Genomic DNA, 18,556 nt, shown 5'->3' on the forward strand with positions numbered 1-18,556 from the left:
TTAAATTATTCAGACGACAGCTGATGCGGGTTCTTCAGCTTTCTTGGCGAATCGTGCTTCGCGCTGGTGGTAGTAGCCGATGGCAAATCGGCCTTGGTCCTCGATACGCAGATGTTTTGGAAATGTTCCCCCGAGGCCATCAACGATATGGCCGATCTCGCCCTCGATAAGGCCGGCGAGTCCGGGCTTGTCGCCTTTGCGGATGTTGGATAGATGATGCTGTGCGTTACGCACCAGAATCGGGAATACGCTGGCTGGCGTTGCAGAAGCCGAGCCGAAGTAGCGGTCTTTAATTGATGCGTTCACGCGGCCGAGCGCTGTGCGTTGTGCGTTTTCCAGTTCGGCAAACAGGCGGCCCAGCAGATAGCCGGGGTGGATCGAGTCACGGTCAAGGCTCATGGCAATCTCGGATGTGGGCGAGTGTGGGTTGGCAAGACGGGCTTCGCGTTGCAGAACCGCCTTGCATAGCGCGATGCGCATACGGCCGGTCGCCGATGGCGAACCAATATCGCCGTCGTTGCGAAAGCGCATGACAGTCTGAGTAAGCAGCGCGCGTGGATAGCGTTGACCGTTGAGAATCGAACGCATGGTCTCGCCGGCCAACAACGGCGAGACGTCGTCGCTCTTGGTCTTGCCATCGCGGCTGGGTGCCGTTGCGTTGACCAACCGCCACACGGCCGGTGCAATGCCAGCCCAGGCGGGTGGGTCGAGCGCAAGGTCGTGCCAGTGATCGGCATAACGTTGCATGAGCGTATCCAAGCGCTCGGTACACCAGAAGCGAATCGATAGCCGTGCCGCATTCGGGGCCAGCCCCAGCACATACATCCGCGTGTCTGGGTCGATATCGGCCGAGAGATCCGCTAGCGGGCGACCCTTGGCGATCTGTACGAGCACATCATGAATACGCTGGTTTTCCTGTTCGTCGCTCGGTGGCTCGTTTGCTGCTGCAAAGAAACCCTCGGCGGCCTCGGCCGCCTTTGCGTCGCGCGCATCGGCCCAGAACACGGTAGTGGTATCGCCGATACGAAGGCGATGGCGATTATCAGCGTCGCGTCTTAACAGATGATTAAGTGCGGTGGCGTAGCCGAATACGGTAGGTTTTGACAAACCTGCCGTGGCTTCCTTGCTCAATCCATACGACAGATACGCATTGCTGTTGAATGAAATGAGTGCACCGCCAGAGGTTTGTGCGCCGTCGACACCTCGAATACGCGGATGCCCGCTAGCAAGCGGCGCTTGCTCGCCCGTGACCAGACACTGGGCCAATGTTTCATGTTCGCTTTCAAGCGAGTCTTGCCAAGTCTTCTGTGCCGAGGGTGCGTCGTGTATATAAGCGCGCGAGCCGTCAATACGGAATACAACGTTGCTATCCAATACGTCGTCGCTGTAACCGGGCAGGTCCGCAGCATGGTCCGGATGCCATCGGTCTAGGAAGGCAAGCAGTGCTATCAGCGACTCATCGTCAGTCGCGCCAAAGAGTTCTTTCTGACGCGCTGTGAATGCCTGGTGCTCGCTGGCCATTCGAGCGCTGGGCTTTGCGGAGCAGCCAATGGCGTAAGATGTCTTGTCCCACAGGGGATTGGCGTAGACACCGGACGTGCGTGAAATTTCCGGATTGGTCGGCACTCGCATCGCCGCCGGCCGCGCTTTATTGCCGTCTTGGCGGCGTAGATCAGAAAACTCGATCGGGCGTCCTTGGCGATCGATGATCAGCACAAAGCTGATGTTCTCGACGCTGTAGCCAAAGCTTGGCACTTCGCCGTGCTCAGCGAGCCGATCGTAAAGACGATTGAGTGCGGCAAGAATCATTGCCGCGCCTGCTCGAACGGCGGTACTGCAATGATGCCGTCCACCATATGCGCCCGGTAATAACAAGGGGTATTGCCGTTCGCAAAATCGATGTCGTGGAGCATGAAGCCGAGGTCGCGTTCTCCTTTGAGAGCGTCACAGCTCACAGGGACTGCGCTGTTCGTTTCGAGCAACTCAAACGCCGCGGGGAATTCACGTACGCCTAGGCACGGCGCATGAAAGCACTGCCCGCGTCTGGCCCGGCGGTTAAACGTATCCAGATGCTTGCCGACCGAGTCGTCTTTACCGGCTTTCGGCGTGAGATTGAAGTGCGCCTCGATCACATAGGCCACGTCCCGCAGCAGCGTCGTCGCTCTTTGCTGGCGGCCATCCTCTACTGTGTAGTTCAGTTCCGACAGATCCCCTTTATTGCGAGCGGACGAGATATTCCGAGCAGGAATCTTGTCTCCTACCTCATTGCGGCGCAGCGATTCGAAACGAATGGGTTTGAGTACGTGAATACGATCGATCACCCAGGTGATCGCAGGCTTCCAATGAATAGCTTCGATGATGCCGCGTGCAGCCGATGGCGTAATTACGTCGTAGGACACGCGTTCGACTTTCATCTCCGGCCGCGTGAAACATGCCCGATCGCCCCATACATGCAGCTTGACCCCAAAGCCCATGTGTAATCCCCCAATTGCGCTAACTAGACGAGATGCGTTCATGTGCAACGCATCTCGTTTTTCTTTTATCGACTAGTTCTAGCTCATTGTTTCGACCCACGTCCAGCGTGTATCTACCAAATAGGTAGGAAATCGACAATCGCAAGGACGACAAGCGACCGTACAGTTCGCGGCGGGAGCTTGAATCGAAGCGACAACTCGCACATCGGAGAACTAAAGCGAACGTTGTAATCGCCCTGTACAGCATCTGAGCTGTTGCTCATCCTCGTCACCCAAAGCGTAATAGGGCCGAGTGCTTGTCATGCGCGCTTCCTGGAACGGCTACAAGCGGTTCAATGAACTAGATCTAGAATATTAAATTCTCAGCGCGCATAAATGACGGGTTATCCCAGTTCAGGCCGCTGTTTTCGTTATATAAATCGAGGTTATCCAAAACCACGAATTCGTCGCCGAATTCTTCCGGCCGTATCGTCGAAAGCGCCCCAACTTCGTCGAGCGCGCGGAAACCCTGACGAGGTACCTGCACCGTAAAGAGTTGAAGACGGTGTGCGATGCCGCCGACTTTGTCGGCATGAGATAAAGCTTGCAGCGCATCTTTCGCTGCTTGTTCTCTGGGAATGATGATCGCGCGCTGCGTATTTTCGATCAGTCGATAATCGGTTTCTATCTGTTCAAAAGGCAGGCTATCGATCTGCGCGTTACTCAACGACGATAGAATGGCGTGCTTGTCCAATCCCATTGCGCCTTGTTGCCAGTACAGCATTTCAAAGTAGCGCTGCATGATCGCGGGCGACAACGGATCGGCGCCTGGGTTGTTGCGCAATATTTCACCCATCACCTGAGCAAATGCCTTGAGTTCCGGTGGCGGTGCCCAGTCTTCGTTTGCTGTGCCAAACACCAGCACTTCGCTGTCCGAGCATGCGCGTGTTCCTTCGCGGTTACACCGCCCTGCGGCCTGAGCGATGGAATCGAGCCCAGCCTCAGCCCTGAGAACACGCGGGAAATCAACGTCGACCCCGGCCTCGATCAGCGACGTGGCAATCACTCGGCAGGGCTTGCCGCTTCGAAGGCGTGTGCGGATATCATCAAGCACGGCACTCCGATGAATCGCGTACATCACGGTTGTCAGGTGACGGGCGCCTGGCTGATCAGCAATGGCGTCGAATAGGAAACGCGCGTGACGCCGGTTGTTGACGATGCACAACACCTGCTCGTTATGCGCGAGTTGATCGACGACTTCTGTGTCGGTTAAAGGCCCGACATGACGCACTTGCACGCGCTTGAATGACTCAAAAAGCGTGCCGGGTGAGGGCGCTAGTTCTCGCACATCACAAAGCGCTTCTGGCAGGGCTTCGCCGTGCGAATCGGACAATGCGGGCTGGGTTGCTGTGCAGTAAACCACGCTGGTTCGATAATTCAGGCGTAGCTCGTCGAGCGCCGCCAGACTGGGACGTAGTAATCCGAGCGGTAGCGTCTGTGCTTCGTCCAGCACCACAACGCTATTCGCAATGTTGTGCAGCTTGCGGCAGCGCGATGTCTTAGCAGCAAACAAGCTCTCAAAGAACTGCACTGCAGTGGTCACGACGACTGGCGCGTCCCAGTTTTGGCTATCGCGTTTGAGTTTGTCTTCTGTTTTTGTGCCTCCGCGCCTGAGCGAATCCACGGCTTGCGAATCAAATGAGCCATGGTGTTCGAGCACGGCCTCGGGTCCGTAAGCTCCGAGCGCCTGACGAAAGACCGCTGCGTTCTGCTCGACGATGCTGGTAAACGGAATGACGTAGATCACCCGATCCATACCGTGCGTCGATGCATGATCCAAAGCGAAAGCCAACGAGGTCAGCGTTTTGCCACCGCCGGTGGGTACCGTGAGGCTGAAGTGGCCGGGCTGTTGCGGTGCTTGACCGCGCACATGAGAAAGTATCTGCCGGCGTTGCTCATTCACTGAGCCTGTGCCCGTCAATTTGTTCAGGTATCTGTCCAACTCATCGCGAAGCGAAACCAGCGACGGCCGACCGCCGCGGTCCACCGGCTTGTCTTCAGTTGTAGCGTAGAACTGCTCGGTTTCAATGAAATCGGCGTCGACCAACGATGAAAAAAGCATGCGACAGAAGAAGGCGTACTGGAAAGATGCGCGCTCGCGAACCAGCGTTAACGGGGGAGCTCCCAGCTCGGTCAGCGAGATCTCCTGTAACCATGCAGGATTCAGCGGCTCAATATCGGCCGCCAGTCGATCAATCAGCGCACGCCGGGCGCCCGGCGTGCGGCCATTGGCTAGGCCGGCGTGATGACCAGCGATGGCATAAGCCATCAACGTACCAAGATTTTTGCCGTAGCGCCGCTGTGCCTCGACTGCACCAGCCGTTGAGTGATCAACGGTTTGCTTACTTCCGTTGAGTCTGGCCTGAAATGCATCGCTGTATTTACCTAGATCATGTAATAGCCCCAGTACTTCCGCGAAGGCTCCGCAGCCAAACCTATCGGCACGCCGTGTAGCCAGTCCTGCGACGCGATAAGCGTGATCGGAAAGCTTCTGCCAATTACTCTTATCGTCTGACTTAGTGGAATGAGCGTAGTGCATGCGCGTAGTCCTTGATCGCTGTAGTAGACCAAGTTATTAGCCGTCGCTAGGCCCCGTGGGGCCGCGAGCCATTCTTTGTTCACCAGTGAGTGTGACATTTTGCCAGTGGGGCTACGCGCACAGGCGCGATCATCTGATTTGGCCGCCGACTGGTGATGGGCCGTGAAAATCGCGTCTAGGACGCTGCCGCGACGTTACGCGCCAAAGATATAGTCGACCGGATAGCAATCCAGAACGTGGAGCGGGCTGCCGCAAGCGTCGAGCCGTGTCGGACACTCTCAAATGATTTGCTCACCCCTATGCTTGGGTGTCTAACCGAATTGGTAGTGTGACGACGCAATGGCGTTATGCATCGCCCATACCTTCGCCCACTGAAAGAAGGGTCGGGGCGAGCCGAAGGATTGAGTGTCGCGCTTGGTTGATACAAGCGGTAGCTGTGAACACGACAGGCCGGCGGTCAGGCGCAGCGGTAGCGGCCGGAAGAGGGCGTGCTTTTCAGTGCGGTGTCAGCGGCCTATCGCGTGATAGCGGATAGACCGCTTCGGGCAACAAGTCGAGGGTCAGCCCATCTTGGCCAGTTCCTGGCCTGTCTTGATGGCTTCTTCCCGCGTCTTGGGGGTATTGTCGGGGCGCTTGGGGGCTTGTTCGTTGTCGAAACGGACTTCGACTTCCCAGCCGGCTTCGACTTCGCGGCCCATGATTTCGTAGCCGCGGGTGTCGTCGCGTTCGAGCGTCTGCCAGTCGGTGAGGTTCGTGGACATAGATCATCGTGTGTTTGCGAAACGGACCGCGATGGTAAGGGCACGCTGCCACTAGCCCCAATCCGTAGCGGTACGGTGATTGCGTCTGGGCTGGGACAGGGAATGGACAGCACGCGCGACGTGTCGATTGTGCTGCCGGGGGTGCAGCTACCGGGCTGCCACGTGTGCCCGACCGGCCCGCGGCCCTCGAGGGGTACGCGGGCCTGATCCGGTGGATGCTCGGCTCGATCTAGAAAACCTCGAACAGACCGGCGGCGCCGATGCCGCCGCCGACGCACATCGTTACCACGACATACTTGGCCCCGCGGCGCTTGCCTTCGATCAGCGCATGGCCGGTCATGCGTGCGCCGGACATGCCGTAGGGGTGGCCGATGGCGATCGATCCGCCGTCGACGTTGTACAGGTCCGGGTCGATGCCCAGCTCATCGCGGCAGTACAGACACTGGCTGGCGAAGGCTTCGTTGAGCTCCCAGAGGCCGATGTCGTCGATCTTCAGATTGAAGCGTTTGAGCAGTTTCGGCACGGCAAAGACCGGGCCGATACCCATTTCGTCCGGGTCGCAGCCGGCCACCGCCATGCCGAGATAGGCGCCCAGTGGTTGCAGTCCGCGGCGCTGGGCTTCGCCGTATTCCATGAGCACGCTCGCCGATGCGCCGTCGGACAGCTGCGAGGCGTTGCCGGCGGTGATAAACCGGCCTTCGGCGACTTCCTGGCCGTTCTTGAACACGGGCTTGAGCTGCTGAAGGCCTTCCAGCGTGGTGCTGGGGCGGTTGCCTTCGTCCTTGTCGAGCGTGACTTCGACATCGCTGATATCGCCGGTCTGCTTGTCCTGGACTTTCTTGACCGTGGTCAGCGGCACGATCTCGTCGTCGAAACGGCCGGCCTCCTGAGCGGCGGCGGTACGCATCTGCGATTGGTAGGCGTATTCGTCCTGGGCGTCACGGGAAATATTGTAGCGATCGGCGACGATCTCGGCCGTTTCAAGCATCGACATATAAATGTCCGGCTGATTCTCGACCAGCCACGGGTCGCGGGCACGGAAGGTGTTCTGGTGCTCGTTCTGGACCAGCGAGATGGACTCGAGCCCGCCGCCGACGACCACCTCCATGCGATCGGTGACGATCTGCTTGGCGGCGGTGGCGATGCCCATCAGCCCGGAGGCGCACTGGCGATCGATGGTCATGCCGGGCACGGATGTGGGCAGGCCGGCCCGCAGGGCGCACTGGCGTGCCACGTTCTGGCCCGTCGAGCCCTGCTGCAGGGCCGCGCCCATGATCACATCATCGACCTGGGCGCCTTCGAGCTGTGCGCGTTTGACGGCTTCGGCAATGGCATGGCCGCCCAGGGCCTGTGCCTGAGTGTCGTTGAAGGCGCCGCGATAGGCCTTGCCGATCGGCGTGCGGGCGGTGGATACGATGACGGCTTGACGCATGGGAACTCCTCGAAGACCGCGCGAACATGGCACGAGCCGGCGAGCGGACGAGGCCCTGCCGAACGTCGGTGACATACGCGGTATGTTTTTTGGAATGTTCTTTCGAAAACGGACTCGACCGCAGTATGTGAATCGCGGTACGGCCCGTCAACAACACGGCAGGCGACAGGTCGAGCCTGGCAGGCGTACGCGTCCAGCCGTGGTGGCCATACAGTGGTGCGCGTGCAAAACGCAATTCCATTAACCCGCGTTATTTGCTAGCTTCAACCGTCTTGTACGGTGCCGGCTTGGGCACCGGCTGTTCCATTGGTCAATAAGAAGGACACCTCATGTCGCTGGTCGAGGAGCTCGGGACACGGATGCGTCTGCCTGTCATTGGCGCGCCGCTGTTCATCCTGTCGAACCCGGATCTGGTGATCGCCCAGTGCCGGGCGGGCATCATCGGGGCGTTTCCGGCGCTGAACGCACGGCCGGCCGATCAGCTGCCGGTCTGGCTCGAGCGAATTACCGAGACGCTGGCTGCCGACCGCGAGGCCGACCCGAACGCGAAGATCGCGCCGTTTGCAGTCAACCAGATCGTGCATGGCTCGAACGATCGCTTGGAACAGGATCTGAAAGTCTGTGCCGATTATAAGGTCCCGATCATCATCACCAGCCTGCGACCGCCGCACCCGGCGATCGAGGTGGCCCGCGATTACGGCGGCAAGGTGTTTCACGACGTGATCAGCGTCCGTCATGCAGAAAAGGCCATCGAGGCCGGCGTCGATGGCCTGATCGTGGTCTGCGCGGGCGCTGGCGGGCATGCGGGCACGCTCAGCCCGTTCGCGCTGGTCTCCGAGATTCGTCGTTTCTGGGACGGCCCGTTGGTACTGTCGGGTGCAATCACGCGCGGCGAACATATTCTGGCCGCTCAGGCCATGGGCGCGGACTTCGCCTATATGGGCACGCGCTTCGTCGCCAGCAACGAATCCAATGCCGCGCCTGCCTACAAGGAGATGGTGACGACCTCCAGCGCAAAGGACATCGTCTATTCCAACCTGTTCACGGGCGTGCACGGCAACTATCTGCGCGGCTCGATCGAGAACGTCGGCCTGGACCCGGACGACCTGCCCGAGTCGGGCAAGGATGCCATGACCTTCGGCACCGACCGCGAGGAGAAGAAAAAGGCATGGAAGGATATCTGGGGCGCCGGGCAGGGCGTAGGCAATATCGACTCGATCCGCCCGGCCGCCGAGATCATCGACCAGTTGGATGCGGAATACCGGGCTGCGATGGCTCGGCTGCCCCGCTGAACCTGCGCTCGGGCCACTGTGTGGCAACCGGTCCGTAGCAGTACCCATATACCCTCGGGCGGTCCGGCACGTTTAATCTGGCCGCGGCAACGCCGGCTGATTGGCCTGTCGATGCGGACTACTCGTGCTGCCTCGAAAGGTGCCGACAGCTAGGCAATGCCGTTGATCACTTGCCAATACGGAGCCTGTCATGGCCGCACAAGCAATGCTCAAGACCCACCCGAGCCCGCTGGCGTTCGACGACGAGCTGGCGGCTTGCATTGCCGCCTGTTTCGACTGTGCCCAGCACTGCAGCACCTGTGCCGATGCCTGTTTGTCTGAAGAGGCGGTTGCCGAACTGCGGGGCTGTATTCGCACCGATCTGGACTGTGCCGACATCTGTACCGCGACCGCACGCGTGCTGTCGCGTCAGACCGCGTTCAACGACTCGCCTGCGGCCACCCAGGTCAAGGCCTGTCGCGATGCTTGCCAGAAGTGTGCCCAACACTGCGAGCAGCATGGCTCGCAGCATGCCCACTGTGCGCAATGTGCGAAGGCATGCAACGAGTGTGCTGCCGCCTGCGATCGCCTACTTGGGTTGATCGACTGAATACCTCGGTCGAATCCAGGTTGTATTAAAGCCCCTGGCATCGGCCAGGGGCTTTTTTAGTGTCTGGCTTCAGCGCGTTCTGCGCCGCTCAGCCTTTGCGCTTGAGAAACTTGTTCATGATGGCGCGGACCTCATCCGAGAACAGTCGTTCGCCGAAGCGCTCGGCCTCGCGATCGATCTGGCCGGACAGATCGTCCGAGCCCATGCCGGTCCGCATGAGTTGTTTGGTATAGCGCATCGACGTGGGCGACTTGGCACAGAGCTTCTCGGCCAGTGTCATGGCCTGTTCTGCCAGCGTATCGGTAGGCACGCAATAGGCGATCAGGCCCATGCGCAAGGCTTCCTCTGCAGTCAGCGCATCACCGGCGAGAAGCAGACGCGCCGCGTTCTGGCGGCCGATGATCGCCGGCAGCAGCAGGCTCGAACCGGCCTCCGGCACCAATGCCAGGTCGATGAACGCAGTGAAAAAGCGGGCGTTGTCGGCTGCGATCACCAGATCGGCGTGCAGCAGCATGGTTGTGCCGATACCGGTCGCCTGACCCTGGACGGCGATCACGATCGGTTTGTCCAGTGCCATCAGCGAGCGGATGAACGTCAGCGCCGGGCCGGCGCTGCCGGCTTCGCGTGTTTCCTCCGTCGCACCTGCGAAATCGGCAATATCATTGCCAGCGCAGAACATATCGCCTTCTGCATCGATCAGCAGGGCATGGATCTCATCGTCCGAGCCGGCGTGTTCTGCCGCCCGGGTGAGATCCTCGTACATCACCCGGGTCAGGGCGTTGCGCTTGTCCGCGCGGTCGAGGGTGACATGCAGCAGGGACTGCTCGACTTGGACGCGGACGTGGCCGCTTTGCATTTCAAGCGCACTCATGCGAACTCCGTTTGCGGTCGATCCGGCCGGGCCAAACCCGGCCGGGTTGAATGCGACAGCTTACAGAATATAGAGCGTCAGGCCTTCGATCAGACAGGCGGGTTTGTCCTGACCCTCGATCTCGATGGTGATTTCGTTACAGACCATGTAACGGCCTTCGCCACGCGGCTCGATGGACTTGAGCGTAATGCGTGCGCGTACCCGCGAGCCCACCAGCACCGGCGCCATGAAGCGCACCTTGTTGAGTCCGTAGTTGACCCGCGTGGTCACGCCCTCAACCTTGAATACGTCGGCCTTGAGCGGTGGCAACAGCGACAGGGTGAGAAAGCCGTGTGCCACCGGTCCGCCGAAGGGCGATTCGGCCTTGGCGCGTTCGACGTCCACGTGGATCCACTGGTGATCTTCGGTCGCGTCGGCGAACATATTGACGCGATCCTGGTCGATCTCCATCCAGCTGCTGGTGCCCAGCTCCTGACCGACGAGTTTGCTCAGGGCGTCGATGTTTTCGATGGTGCGCATGGTTGGTCCTTGATCTGATAGGGCGCTGTGTCGCGTTGAGCGGGTCCAGCGCGAAAACGAGTGCGTCGGCGATGAGGCCGCGCGGTAAAAGATGAAATCCTGGCCCGGTAAGCCGATGAATGCCAGCGGCGAGCGTTGGTTTACTGATGGACTTCGACGGTCGGCTCGATGCCTTGTGCGCCGGTCACCTCGAGCCAGGCTTCGAAGCCTTCCTGAAAGGCAACGACGCCAGCCTCTGGCAGGGCGATCTCGATCGCTTCGAGAATCTCTTCCTTGCTCAATCCCAGATCCAGTGCGACTTTTATATGAGCCTGAATATGCGCTTTTCGTGCGCGCATGACGGTTAGGCTCAGGATGAACAGGAGCTCCTTGGTCTTGGCATCGAGCGTCCGCGGTTTCAGATAGGCTGCATTGACCAAACCGTTGGCCGCTTGCAACACGTCGTAGTCCTGCGCGGCCATGACCTTATGGTACTGCAACACGTAGCCACGCTTGCGTGCCATGTCGTCGATATACGCCTGTTTTTCTTCCTGTGTCGCCATCTGTTCCTGCCTGTGTTGAATAGGCGGTGCGGTACCGCCAGGGGAGAGTGGTGAGCGGCTCTAGTCACCGCGAGTTTCAAGATATTCGTAGATTGCGGTATGGCTCTTGGGGCCGAAGCCGGCGTCCACCGCGTCCTTCCACAACGAAGCCACGGTGGTTCCGATCGGGGTGTCCAGGCCAAGCTCGGCGGCGGTATCGAGCGCGATACGTGCGTCCTTATCCATGAGACTGATCGCAAAACCGTCATCGAAACGGCGATTGAGAATATAGCGGGGAAACTTCAATTCCGTGGACACACTGCGGCCACTACTTGCATTGATGACCTCAATCAGCTTCTCGGGCGCGAGCCCGGCCGCGGCGCCCATCTGAACGGCCTCGCATGCGCTGGCCAGGGTCGTCGCTGCAACGAGATTGTTGATGGCCTTGGCCAGGTGGCCGGCGCCGCTGGGGCCGACATGAATGATCTCGGAGCCAAAGGTACGCAGCACCGGCGTGCAGCGGTCGAACACGTCCGGCGCGCCGCCGCAGATCATGGTCAGCGTACCTTGTGCAGCACGGATGGTGCCGCCCGATACCGGCGCATCGAGCATGTGGATCCGCCGTTCGGCTAGGCGGTGTGCGATTTCACGCGTAGAAGCCGGGCGCGAGCTGGACATGTCGATGATCACCGTATCGGCAGCCATGGCGTCAGCGAGTCCGTCATCCCCGAAAATCACCTGTTCGACTACGTCGGAGTTCGGCAAGGACAGGATCGCTACGTCGACGCGCTCGCCCAACTCGGCCACCGTGTCAGAGAAGTGCGCCCGGCTGTCTGCGAACTGCGCTCGGGCCTGTGCACTGACATCGAATATCGTGATGTCGTAGTCGCTGGCCAGTAGATGTCGGCATAGCGAAGCGCCGATATTGCCAAGGCCGATCAACCCGATATGGTCTGTCATGATTCTTCTCAGTGTGTAGTACGTGTGGCCAAGCGGCATATAAAAAGGCTTGAGCGCGGACTGGCAATAGGCCAAAGGTATAAGTACACCGTATACGGTGTATGGTTGACAAACACTACCATGCGGGTATTGTCAATGCCCAACAGACAAAAATCGGCCGCGTGGCAAACAGACCCCGCGAGCGGCACAGATCGCCGCTTTGACGGCGCCGGTGCAAATAATTAGGAGGAGAGGATGGGTAACGATCATCCCGCGTCGGCGATCATCGATTCCGATGTGCACCCTTGGATCAATGGTGATATCGAAGGGTTGATGCCCTATCTGGGGCGCGCATGGCAGAAGCGCTTCGAAGGCAAGCGGTCGACGTTGCCGGACCACCCACTGCGCCCGCCGTTGGCTGGCGCGACGTCGATTCGTCGTGACGCCACGCCGCCCGGCGGCGGCGCCGGCGGCTCGGACCCCGTGTTCATGCAGACCGAGCATCTGGATCCGAATAATATCGAATATGCGGTCATGTCTTCGATTCAGGCTGGAAAGCTGGTCGCGCTACCCAACAGCGGTGAAGCGGTCGTCTTGGCGCGCGCCTTCAACGATTATTTTCGCGACCGGTGGCTGCCGGTCGACTCTCGGTATCGTCTGGCCATGTGCGTTGCGCCCCACGAACCGTTGGCCGCGGCCGAGGAAATTCGGCGGATCGGTCACGAAGAAGGTGTGGTCGCGGTATTCATGCCATTGCTCAATATTTTGATGGGCAACAGTCACTACTATCCGATCTACGAAGCCGCCGAAGAACTGGGTCTGCCGATCCTGATTCATCCGACCGGCACCGAGGGCGGGTTTCAATCCAGCCTGCATTTCGCCGGTGGCTTTCCCACGACCTATATCGAGCGTCACACGATCTTTCCCGAGATCGCGATGGGCAGCATCGCTAGCCTGCTATTCGAAGGGGTCTTCGTTCGTTTCCCGAAGCTCAAGGTGCTTGCCGCCGAGTTCGGTTACAGCTGGGTGCCACATTTGCTGTGGCGGGTCGATCAGAACTGGCGCGAGTTCCGGCGCGAAGTGCCTTGGCTGGAAAAAGAACCCAGTCACTACATCCTCGATCAGGTTCGTTTTACCAGCCAGCCCGCCGAAGAGCCCGAGAAAGAGGAGTATCTGACGCAGATACTGGAAATGATGCACGCCGAGCGGACGCTTGTGTTCAGTACCGACTACCCGCATTGGGACACGGATTCGCCCAAGCTGGCCTATCGACGCATACCGGCGGAGATGAAGCAGCGTATCTTCTATGACAACGCTGCCGAGCTGTTCGGGCTCGGCGCGATGGCGGAGGCGTGACATGGCGGTGTCGGAACATCGCGTGGCCCATATCTCCGAAATCCCCGATGACCAAGCACTGATCACGGAAGTCCAGGGTCGGCCGGTCGGCATCTTCAAGGTCGACGGAGAATTGTTTGCAGTACGCAATCGATGCCCACATCGCGGTGCGCCCCTGGCACGCGGAACGGTAGAAGGCACGATGCTGCCCACCTGCAAGGCGGGGGAGCTGAAGTACGGCATGGACAAGCAGGTGCTCAAATGCCCCTGGCATGGCTGGGAATTCGATCTGCGGACGGGCGAATGCCTTTTCGGCGTAAGCGACCGACGCGCGACGACCTACAACGTTCGGGTCGAGAACGACTACGTCTATCTGCAGATGTAGACGGTAGCAGCCCGATGCCGGCACGGCCGGCGGGTGTTTGTGTCAAAAGGGAAGTTCGCATAATGGAGCACATGCAGATGTTCATCGGTGGCGAGTGGGTCGACGCCGCCGATGGGCAAACGATGGAGAGCATCGATCCGGCAACGCGCGAACCACTGACGGTGGTCCCCAGCGCCGGCGCAGATGACGTCGACCGCGCGGTAAATGCCGCACGTGCGGCGTACGAATCCGAGCAATGGCAGGATATGCTGCCGAGCCAGCGCGGACGATTGCTCAACCGCTTGGCTGCCGATATCCGGGCCAATGCCGATGAACTGGCGCGCTGGGAAACACTCGACGCCGGCAAGCCGTTGGCCCAGTCGCGTGCCGACGTCGAAGTGGCCGCACGCTATTGTGAATACTATGCCGGCGTCGCGGACAAGCTGCTCGGTGAAACCATCCCGGTCCGCCCCGATCTGCTGGACTACACGCTGCGGGAACCGCTCGGGGTCACCGCGCATATCGTGCCTTGGAACTACCCGCTACAGATCGCGGTTCGCGGGCTGGCTCCAGCGTTGGCGGCGGGCAACGCGGTCGTGCTCAAGCCGGCCGACGAAACGCCGGTGACTGCGCTGAAGATCGCCGAGCTGATCGAGCGATCCGAATGGCCGAGCGGCCTGGTCAATATTGTGACCGGCACCGGTCCGCGGGTCGGTGCGTCACTCGCGGCACACCCAGGCATCAACCATGTCACGTTCACCGGCTCGGTACCGACCGGTATTGCCGTTATGCGAGCGGCGGCCGGCAACGTCACGCCGGTTACGCTCGAACTGGGCGGTAAGTCACCGAATATCGTGTTCGCCGACGCCGACCTGGACGAGGCAGCGGACTGGGTCGTCAAATCCATCATTCAGAACGCGGGCCAGACCTGTTCGGCCGGATCCCGGTTGATCGTGGAACGCGCGATCCACGAAACGTTCGTCGAACGAGTCGTTGAGCGCATGAAAGCCCTCACGCTCGGAGCGGGTATCGACGAACCCGATATAGGCCCGATCATCTCTCAGAAGCAGCTCAATACCATCGAGTCCTACATGGAACTCGCATGCGGAGAGGGGGTGACTATTCGTACCGGCGGCAGGCGGGCCACCTCGCCACCGCTGGATCGCGGCTTTTTCTTCGAGCCCACGGTGATCGACGGCCTTAGTGCGGATCATCGTCTGGCCCGCGAAGAGATTTTCGGGCCGGTTTTGTCGGTAATCGAATTCGACGACGCCCGGCAAGCCATCGAGATTGCAAACGATACCGACTACGGCCTGATCACCGGTGTGTGGACGACCAACGTGCACAAAGCCCTCTGGCTGGCCGGCCAGATTCGCTGCGGCCAGGTGTATGTGAACAACTACGGCGCCGGCGGCGGAGTCGAACTGCCGTTCGGCGGTTATGGGAAGAGCGGTTTCGGACGCGAAAAAGGGTTGGAGGCCCTGCGCGGTTATACACAACTGAAAAACGTGGCCGTTCGGATCAAGCCAAATGCACGATAACCGGCCTTTCAACGGCTCGTTCGAAGCCGTGGGTCAATTGCGAGTATCTGGAGGAAGACAATGTTCAAACGAGTGCTGGCAGCGCTGGCTGCCGTCGGGGTCGTCGTCTGCGTGGCGTTGCCGACCACGGCTGCTGCGATAACGCTGAAGCTGGCTCATCAATGGCCTCAGAATGAGGATGACTACGTCATTGCCACGGCGCAGAAGTTCGCCGACGAGGTTGAAAAGCGCAGTGGAGGGGATATTAAGATCCGCTTTTTTCCGGCGCAGTCGCTGGTCAAGGCCAAGGATACCCATGTCGCACTGAAAAGTGGCGCCGTTGATCTGGCCATTTACCCGTATATCTATGCGGCAGGCGCTATTCCGCAGATGAATCTGATTCTGCTGCCAGGCTTGTGGGAAAGCCACGATGATGTCTATCGGTTCCACAACAGCCAGGCCTGGAAGGAGCTTGAGGCCAAGGCCGAGAATTATGGTTTCAAGACGTTGGCCTGGATCCAGATCGGCGGCGGATTTGCCTCGGGACCCAAGGCGATCGTGGCGCCGGAGGATGTCAAGGGCATGAAGCTGCGAGCGGCCGGCAAGTTCATGGAATACGCGCTGCAGCAGGCCGGTGCAAGCACGGTATCGATGCCGTCATCGGACACCTACGGCGCCATGCAGCGCAGTCTGCTGGGCGGGGTGCTCACGTCGTCGAGTTCGCTCGGAGCCTATCGGATGTACGAGGTATCCAAGTATTACGTCTCGCCGGAGGACTACGGCGTCTACTACACGATCGAGCCGATTGCGATCAGCATGCGCACATGGGAACGCTTGTCGCCCGAACAGCAGAAGATCATGGTCGAGGCGGGCAAAAGCGTGGAGCCGATGGCCCTCAAGGGTGCCAAGGCCGAGGATGCACGCGTTGCAAAGTTGTTCGCCGACAACGGCGTGGATGTGCAGAAGCTGACCGAAGCGGAGTGGAAACAGTGGCGTGATCTGTTCCAGAAGACTGCCTTTCCGCAGTTCGAGGAACAGGTGCCGGGCGGCAAGGCCTTGCTCCAAAAGGCCGTCAACGCCGCTCCGTAGATCTCCGATCACCCGTTTTCATGCCACTGGGGCAGGGCGGTTGCAGCCGCCTTGCCCCACGGCCGGAGAGTTACATGTCCGTACCCCGGAAGCGACCGGTGTTTGATCAGCTAATCACTGTCAGCGGCATCGTCGTTGGTCTGGCTGCATTGTTCATCGGCCTGTCGGTCTCCTACGATGTTCTCGCGCGCCAGCTGTTCGGTTCGACGACCTCCTGGGTCGTGGATGTGAACACCTATCTGGTCGCGTTCATCACCTTCATCGGCGCCGGTTACGGGCTGCGTGAACAAGCGCATGTGCGGGTTGATTTGATCACGCGACGTCTGCCGCTCCGACTGCGCTGGCTCCTGCAGTTGTTATCGGACCTGATCGTCATCGGAGTGACATCCTTGTTGTTCTGGCTCGGTGCACTGTATTGCCACGACGCGTGGACGAGCGGAGAGCAGTCGTTCGGGCTGTTCGCGGTGCCACTTTGGATTCCCTATGCCGCACTGCCCATAGGGATGGCGATATTGCTGGTTGTTCAACTGCTGCAATCATTCGATACCGTCAGGCGCGGGCCGATGCCGGCACACGAGGAAGCGGAGTCGCTGCTGGACGGACGTACCGATGCCGGTTGAAATTTGGCTCGGTCTGGCAATGTTCGGTGCACTGCTGGCGCTGATCTTGGTCGGCGTACCCGTGGCATTCTCGCTGTTTACGGTCGCCCTCGGGTCACTACTCATCGTGCAGGGTGGATGGTTTTCTTTGGGTCTGGTGGCGGCGACGGTCAACAGCAGTGTGATGGAGTTCACGCTTACCGCCGTGCCATTGTTCATTCTGATGGGGGCCGTGATATCGGCTTCCGGCATGGGAGCACGGCTCTACAACGCCCTGGCCGTACTGATGCACGGCATACCCGGTGCGTTGCTTGTGGCGACAACGCTGGCATCCACCATCATGGCTGCGGTATCCGGCTCGAGCGTAGCTACCGCGGGCGCGATTGGCAGTCTGTCGGTCAAGGAAATGCGTCGGCTGGGCTATCGGGACGACGACTCCTGCGGTGCGGTCGCCGCCGGCGGCACGCTCGGGATTCTGATCCCGCCCAGTATTCCGATGATCATCTACGGCATTATTGCCGAACAGTCGATCCGTTCTTTGTTCATCGCCGCGGTCGTACCCGGGTTGATGATGGCCGGCGCGTTTATCGGTTACCAGGCATGGCTGGCGCGTCGGCGTGGCGAGCTGCGGGTGCCGGAGGGTATACGTGAGGGTCGGATCACGCCGGCCAAACGTGTCTGGGCGTTGCTCGAACTGATTCCCATGGCGGTGTTGATCTGGGTGATTCTGGGGTCGATCTACATGGGCATCGCCACGCCCACGGAAGCGGCGGCCCTGGGCGCGATCACGAGCCTGCTGCTGTCCGGCGTGATCTATCGAGAACTGAATGGCCGCGTGCTGCTCAATATATTCATGGAAACCGCACGCAGCAGCGTGATGGTACTTCTGATCGTCGTCGCGGCCATGCTGTTCGGGTATGTTGCGACCACGACCGCCGTCGCGCCTGTCATTTCTTCCACTGTGGCCAATCTGCAGATCGCGCCATGGATGATCCTGGTTGCGATCATGCTCTTCCTGCTGTTTCTCGGTTGTTTTCTGGAAACGCTGTCGATCATCGTCATAACTACACCCATACTGGTGCCGATCATTCAGGGTTTCGGATGGGATTTGGTCTGGTTCGGCGTGCTGATGATCATCAATATGGAGATGGCCTTGATCACGCCGCCGGTAGGCCTGAATTTGTTCATCGTCCAGGGCGTGGTCCGGGATGTATCGCTCGAGCGAATCATGCTCGGCGCGGCGCCTTATGTGGGCATCATGGCCATCGTGCTGACTCTGGTCGCCGTGTTCCCGGGTTTGACGCTCTGGCTGAACTGAACGTCTGAAACGCGACCAAAAAAAGGCCGCCCGATGAGGGCGGCCTTATCAGAGGCTCGAACGTCGAAAGACCGGCTAGCCGACCTTGTTCTCGAGTTCGGGGATGATCTGGAACAGATCCCCGACGAGTCCGATATCGGCGACCTCGAAGATCGGGGCCTCTTCGTCCTTGTTGATCGCCACGATGGTGCCGGCGTCCTTGATGCCGGCCAGATGCTGGATCGCACCCGAGATACCGAAGCACATGTACAGCTCCGGGGCGATGATCTTGCCGGTCTGGCCGACCTGCATGTCATTGGGCACAAAGCCGGCGTCGACGGCAGCCCGCGAGGCCCCCACGCCGGCGCCGATCTTG

General features: G+C 59.9%; 18 protein-coding genes. 8 read left to right on the plus strand and 10 right to left on the minus strand.

Features of this window, described 5'->3' with window-relative positions:
• Window positions 1-9 precede the first annotated feature (9 nt).
• The 5 genes from cas8c to T31B1_RS06900 form a co-directional block, all read right to left on the minus strand.
• Window positions 10-1,809 (minus strand): type I-C CRISPR-associated protein Cas8c/Csd1, encoded by a 1,800-nt coding sequence (gene cas8c / locus T31B1_RS06880; RefSeq protein WP_353248696.1) that lies wholly within the window; start codon window positions 1,807-1,809, stop codon window positions 10-12.
• Complete coding sequence (gene cas5c / locus T31B1_RS06885; RefSeq protein WP_353248773.1) at window positions 1,806-2,474, minus strand: type I-C CRISPR-associated protein Cas5c; 669 nt, start codon at window positions 2,472-2,474, stop codon at window positions 1,806-1,808. The genes cas8c and cas5c overlap by 4 nt, the downstream gene beginning before the upstream one ends.
• Before the next feature lie 346 nt (window positions 2,475-2,820).
• Window positions 2,821-5,052, minus strand: a complete 2,232-nt coding sequence (locus T31B1_RS06890) for a CRISPR-associated endonuclease Cas3'' (RefSeq protein ID WP_353248697.1) — start codon at window positions 5,050-5,052, stop codon at window positions 2,821-2,823.
• A 560-nt stretch (window positions 5,053-5,612) separates the two neighbouring features.
• A complete protein-coding gene (locus tag T31B1_RS06895; RefSeq protein WP_353248698.1) occupies window positions 5,613-5,813 on the minus strand; it encodes a hypothetical protein in 201 nt (66 codons plus the stop codon).
• A 229-nt stretch (window positions 5,814-6,042) separates the two neighbouring features.
• Complete coding sequence (locus T31B1_RS06900) at window positions 6,043-7,245, minus strand: acetyl-CoA C-acyltransferase (RefSeq protein ID WP_353248699.1); 1,203 nt, start codon at window positions 7,243-7,245, stop codon at window positions 6,043-6,045.
• Window positions 7,246-7,574: 329 nt separating this feature from the next.
• Between T31B1_RS06900 and T31B1_RS06905 the strand changes: the two genes are divergently transcribed.
• Complete coding sequence (locus T31B1_RS06905; RefSeq protein WP_353248700.1) at window positions 7,575-8,537, plus strand: NAD(P)H-dependent flavin oxidoreductase; 963 nt, start codon at window positions 7,575-7,577, stop codon at window positions 8,535-8,537.
• A gap of 190 nt (window positions 8,538-8,727) precedes the next feature.
• Complete coding sequence (locus tag T31B1_RS06910; protein ID WP_353248701.1) at window positions 8,728-9,126, plus strand: four-helix bundle copper-binding protein; 399 nt, start codon at window positions 8,728-8,730, stop codon at window positions 9,124-9,126.
• A gap of 88 nt (window positions 9,127-9,214) precedes the next feature.
• Here the strand turns inward: T31B1_RS06910 and T31B1_RS06915 are convergent, their stop codons facing one another.
• The 4 genes from T31B1_RS06915 to T31B1_RS06930 all read right to left on the minus strand — a co-directional run bounded on the left by T31B1_RS06915 (window position 9,215) and on the right by T31B1_RS06930 (window position 12,036).
• Complete coding sequence (locus T31B1_RS06915; protein ID WP_353248702.1) at window positions 9,215-9,997, minus strand: enoyl-CoA hydratase-related protein; 783 nt, start codon at window positions 9,995-9,997, stop codon at window positions 9,215-9,217.
• A gap of 60 nt (window positions 9,998-10,057) precedes the next feature.
• Window positions 10,058-10,516, minus strand: coding sequence for a MaoC family dehydratase (locus T31B1_RS06920; RefSeq protein WP_353248703.1), 459 nt, complete (start codon window positions 10,514-10,516; stop codon window positions 10,058-10,060).
• Window positions 10,517-10,656: 140 nt separating this feature from the next.
• On the minus strand, window positions 10,657-11,058 hold the full coding sequence (locus T31B1_RS06925) for a carboxymuconolactone decarboxylase family protein (protein WP_353248704.1): 402 nt from the start codon (window positions 11,056-11,058) through the stop codon (window positions 10,657-10,659).
• 60 nt (window positions 11,059-11,118) lie between these two features.
• The gene (locus T31B1_RS06930; RefSeq protein WP_353248705.1) at window positions 11,119-12,036 is read right to left on the minus strand and encodes an NAD(P)-dependent oxidoreductase; all 918 of its coding nucleotides are present in this window, start codon (window positions 12,034-12,036) and stop codon (window positions 11,119-11,121) included.
• A 195-nt stretch (window positions 12,037-12,231) separates the two neighbouring features.
• Here T31B1_RS06930 and T31B1_RS06935 point away from each other — a divergent pair, with 195 nt between their 5' ends.
• From T31B1_RS06935 to T31B1_RS06960, 6 genes are all read left to right on the plus strand, one after another.
• Window positions 12,232-13,332: an amidohydrolase family protein gene (locus T31B1_RS06935; RefSeq protein ID WP_353248706.1), complete on the plus strand. Its 1,101-nt coding sequence runs from the start codon at window positions 12,232-12,234 to the stop codon at window positions 13,330-13,332.
• Window position 13,333: 1 nt separating this feature from the next.
• The gene (locus T31B1_RS06940) at window positions 13,334-13,696 is read left to right on the plus strand and encodes a Rieske (2Fe-2S) protein (protein ID WP_353248707.1); all 363 of its coding nucleotides are present in this window, start codon (window positions 13,334-13,336) and stop codon (window positions 13,694-13,696) included.
• Between the two features lie 62 nt (window positions 13,697-13,758).
• The gene (locus tag T31B1_RS06945) at window positions 13,759-15,216 is read left to right on the plus strand and encodes an aldehyde dehydrogenase family protein (RefSeq protein ID WP_502950922.1); all 1,458 of its coding nucleotides are present in this window, start codon (window positions 13,759-13,761) and stop codon (window positions 15,214-15,216) included.
• A 60-nt stretch (window positions 15,217-15,276) separates the two neighbouring features.
• Window positions 15,277-16,284 carry a TRAP transporter substrate-binding protein DctP gene (gene dctP, locus T31B1_RS06950; protein ID WP_353248709.1) on the plus strand — a complete coding sequence of 336 codons (1,008 nt, stop codon included), beginning with the start codon at window positions 15,277-15,279 and terminating at the stop codon, window positions 16,282-16,284.
• Window positions 16,285-16,382: 98 nt separating this feature from the next.
• Window positions 16,383-16,904, plus strand: coding sequence for a TRAP transporter small permease (locus tag T31B1_RS06955; protein WP_353248710.1), 522 nt, complete (start codon window positions 16,383-16,385; stop codon window positions 16,902-16,904).
• A complete protein-coding gene (locus tag T31B1_RS06960) occupies window positions 16,894-18,201 on the plus strand; it encodes a TRAP transporter large permease (protein WP_353248711.1) in 1,308 nt (435 codons plus the stop codon). The genes T31B1_RS06955 and T31B1_RS06960 overlap by 11 nt, the downstream gene beginning before the upstream one ends.
• Window positions 18,202-18,276: 75 nt before the next feature.
• Here T31B1_RS06960 and T31B1_RS06965 read toward each other — a convergent pair.
• Window positions 18,277-18,556: FAD-binding protein (locus T31B1_RS06965; protein WP_353248712.1), on the minus strand; the 280-nt coding region annotated here is incomplete at its 5' end.

Source organism: Salinisphaera sp. T31B1, assembly GCF_040361275.1.
Classification (GTDB): Bacteria; Pseudomonadota; Gammaproteobacteria; order Nevskiales; family Salinisphaeraceae; genus Salinisphaera.

What these genes read in the sequence shown, in the direction of transcription:
- cas8c (WP_353248696.1), bottom strand. Translation starts at nt 1,809, where the DNA reads ATGATTCTTGCCGCACTCAATCGTCTTTACGATCGGCTCGCTGAGCAC.
- cas5c (WP_353248773.1), bottom strand. Translation starts at nt 2,474, where the DNA reads ATGGGCTTTGGGGTCAAGCTGCATGTATGGGGCGATCGGGCATGTTTC.
- T31B1_RS06890 (WP_353248697.1), bottom strand. Translation starts at nt 5,052, where the DNA reads ATGCACTACGCTCATTCCACTAAGTCAGACGATAAGAGTAATTGGCAG.
- T31B1_RS06895 (WP_353248698.1), bottom strand. Translation starts at nt 5,813, where the DNA reads ATGTCCACGAACCTCACCGACTGGCAGACGCTCGAACGCGACGACACC.
- T31B1_RS06900 (WP_353248699.1), bottom strand. Translation starts at nt 7,245, where the DNA reads ATGCGTCAAGCCGTCATCGTATCCACCGCCCGCACGCCGATCGGCAAG.
- T31B1_RS06905 (WP_353248700.1), top strand. Translation starts at nt 7,575, where the DNA reads ATGTCGCTGGTCGAGGAGCTCGGGACACGGATGCGTCTGCCTGTCATT.
- T31B1_RS06910 (WP_353248701.1), top strand. Translation starts at nt 8,728, where the DNA reads ATGGCCGCACAAGCAATGCTCAAGACCCACCCGAGCCCGCTGGCGTTC.
- T31B1_RS06915 (WP_353248702.1), bottom strand. Translation starts at nt 9,997, where the DNA reads ATGAGTGCGCTTGAAATGCAAAGCGGCCACGTCCGCGTCCAAGTCGAG.
- T31B1_RS06920 (WP_353248703.1), bottom strand. Translation starts at nt 10,516, where the DNA reads ATGCGCACCATCGAAAACATCGACGCCCTGAGCAAACTCGTCGGTCAG.
- T31B1_RS06925 (WP_353248704.1), bottom strand. Translation starts at nt 11,058, where the DNA reads ATGGCGACACAGGAAGAAAAACAGGCGTATATCGACGACATGGCACGC.
- T31B1_RS06930 (WP_353248705.1), bottom strand. Translation starts at nt 12,036, where the DNA reads ATGCCGCTTGGCCACACGTACTACACACTGAGAAGAATCATGACAGAC.
- T31B1_RS06935 (WP_353248706.1), top strand. Translation starts at nt 12,232, where the DNA reads ATGGGTAACGATCATCCCGCGTCGGCGATCATCGATTCCGATGTGCAC.
- T31B1_RS06940 (WP_353248707.1), top strand. Translation starts at nt 13,334, where the DNA reads ATGGCGGTGTCGGAACATCGCGTGGCCCATATCTCCGAAATCCCCGAT.
- T31B1_RS06945 (WP_502950922.1), top strand. Translation starts at nt 13,759, where the DNA reads ATGGAGCACATGCAGATGTTCATCGGTGGCGAGTGGGTCGACGCCGCC.
- dctP (WP_353248709.1), top strand. Translation starts at nt 15,277, where the DNA reads ATGTTCAAACGAGTGCTGGCAGCGCTGGCTGCCGTCGGGGTCGTCGTC.
- T31B1_RS06960 (WP_353248711.1), top strand. Translation starts at nt 16,894, where the DNA reads ATGCCGGTTGAAATTTGGCTCGGTCTGGCAATGTTCGGTGCACTGCTG.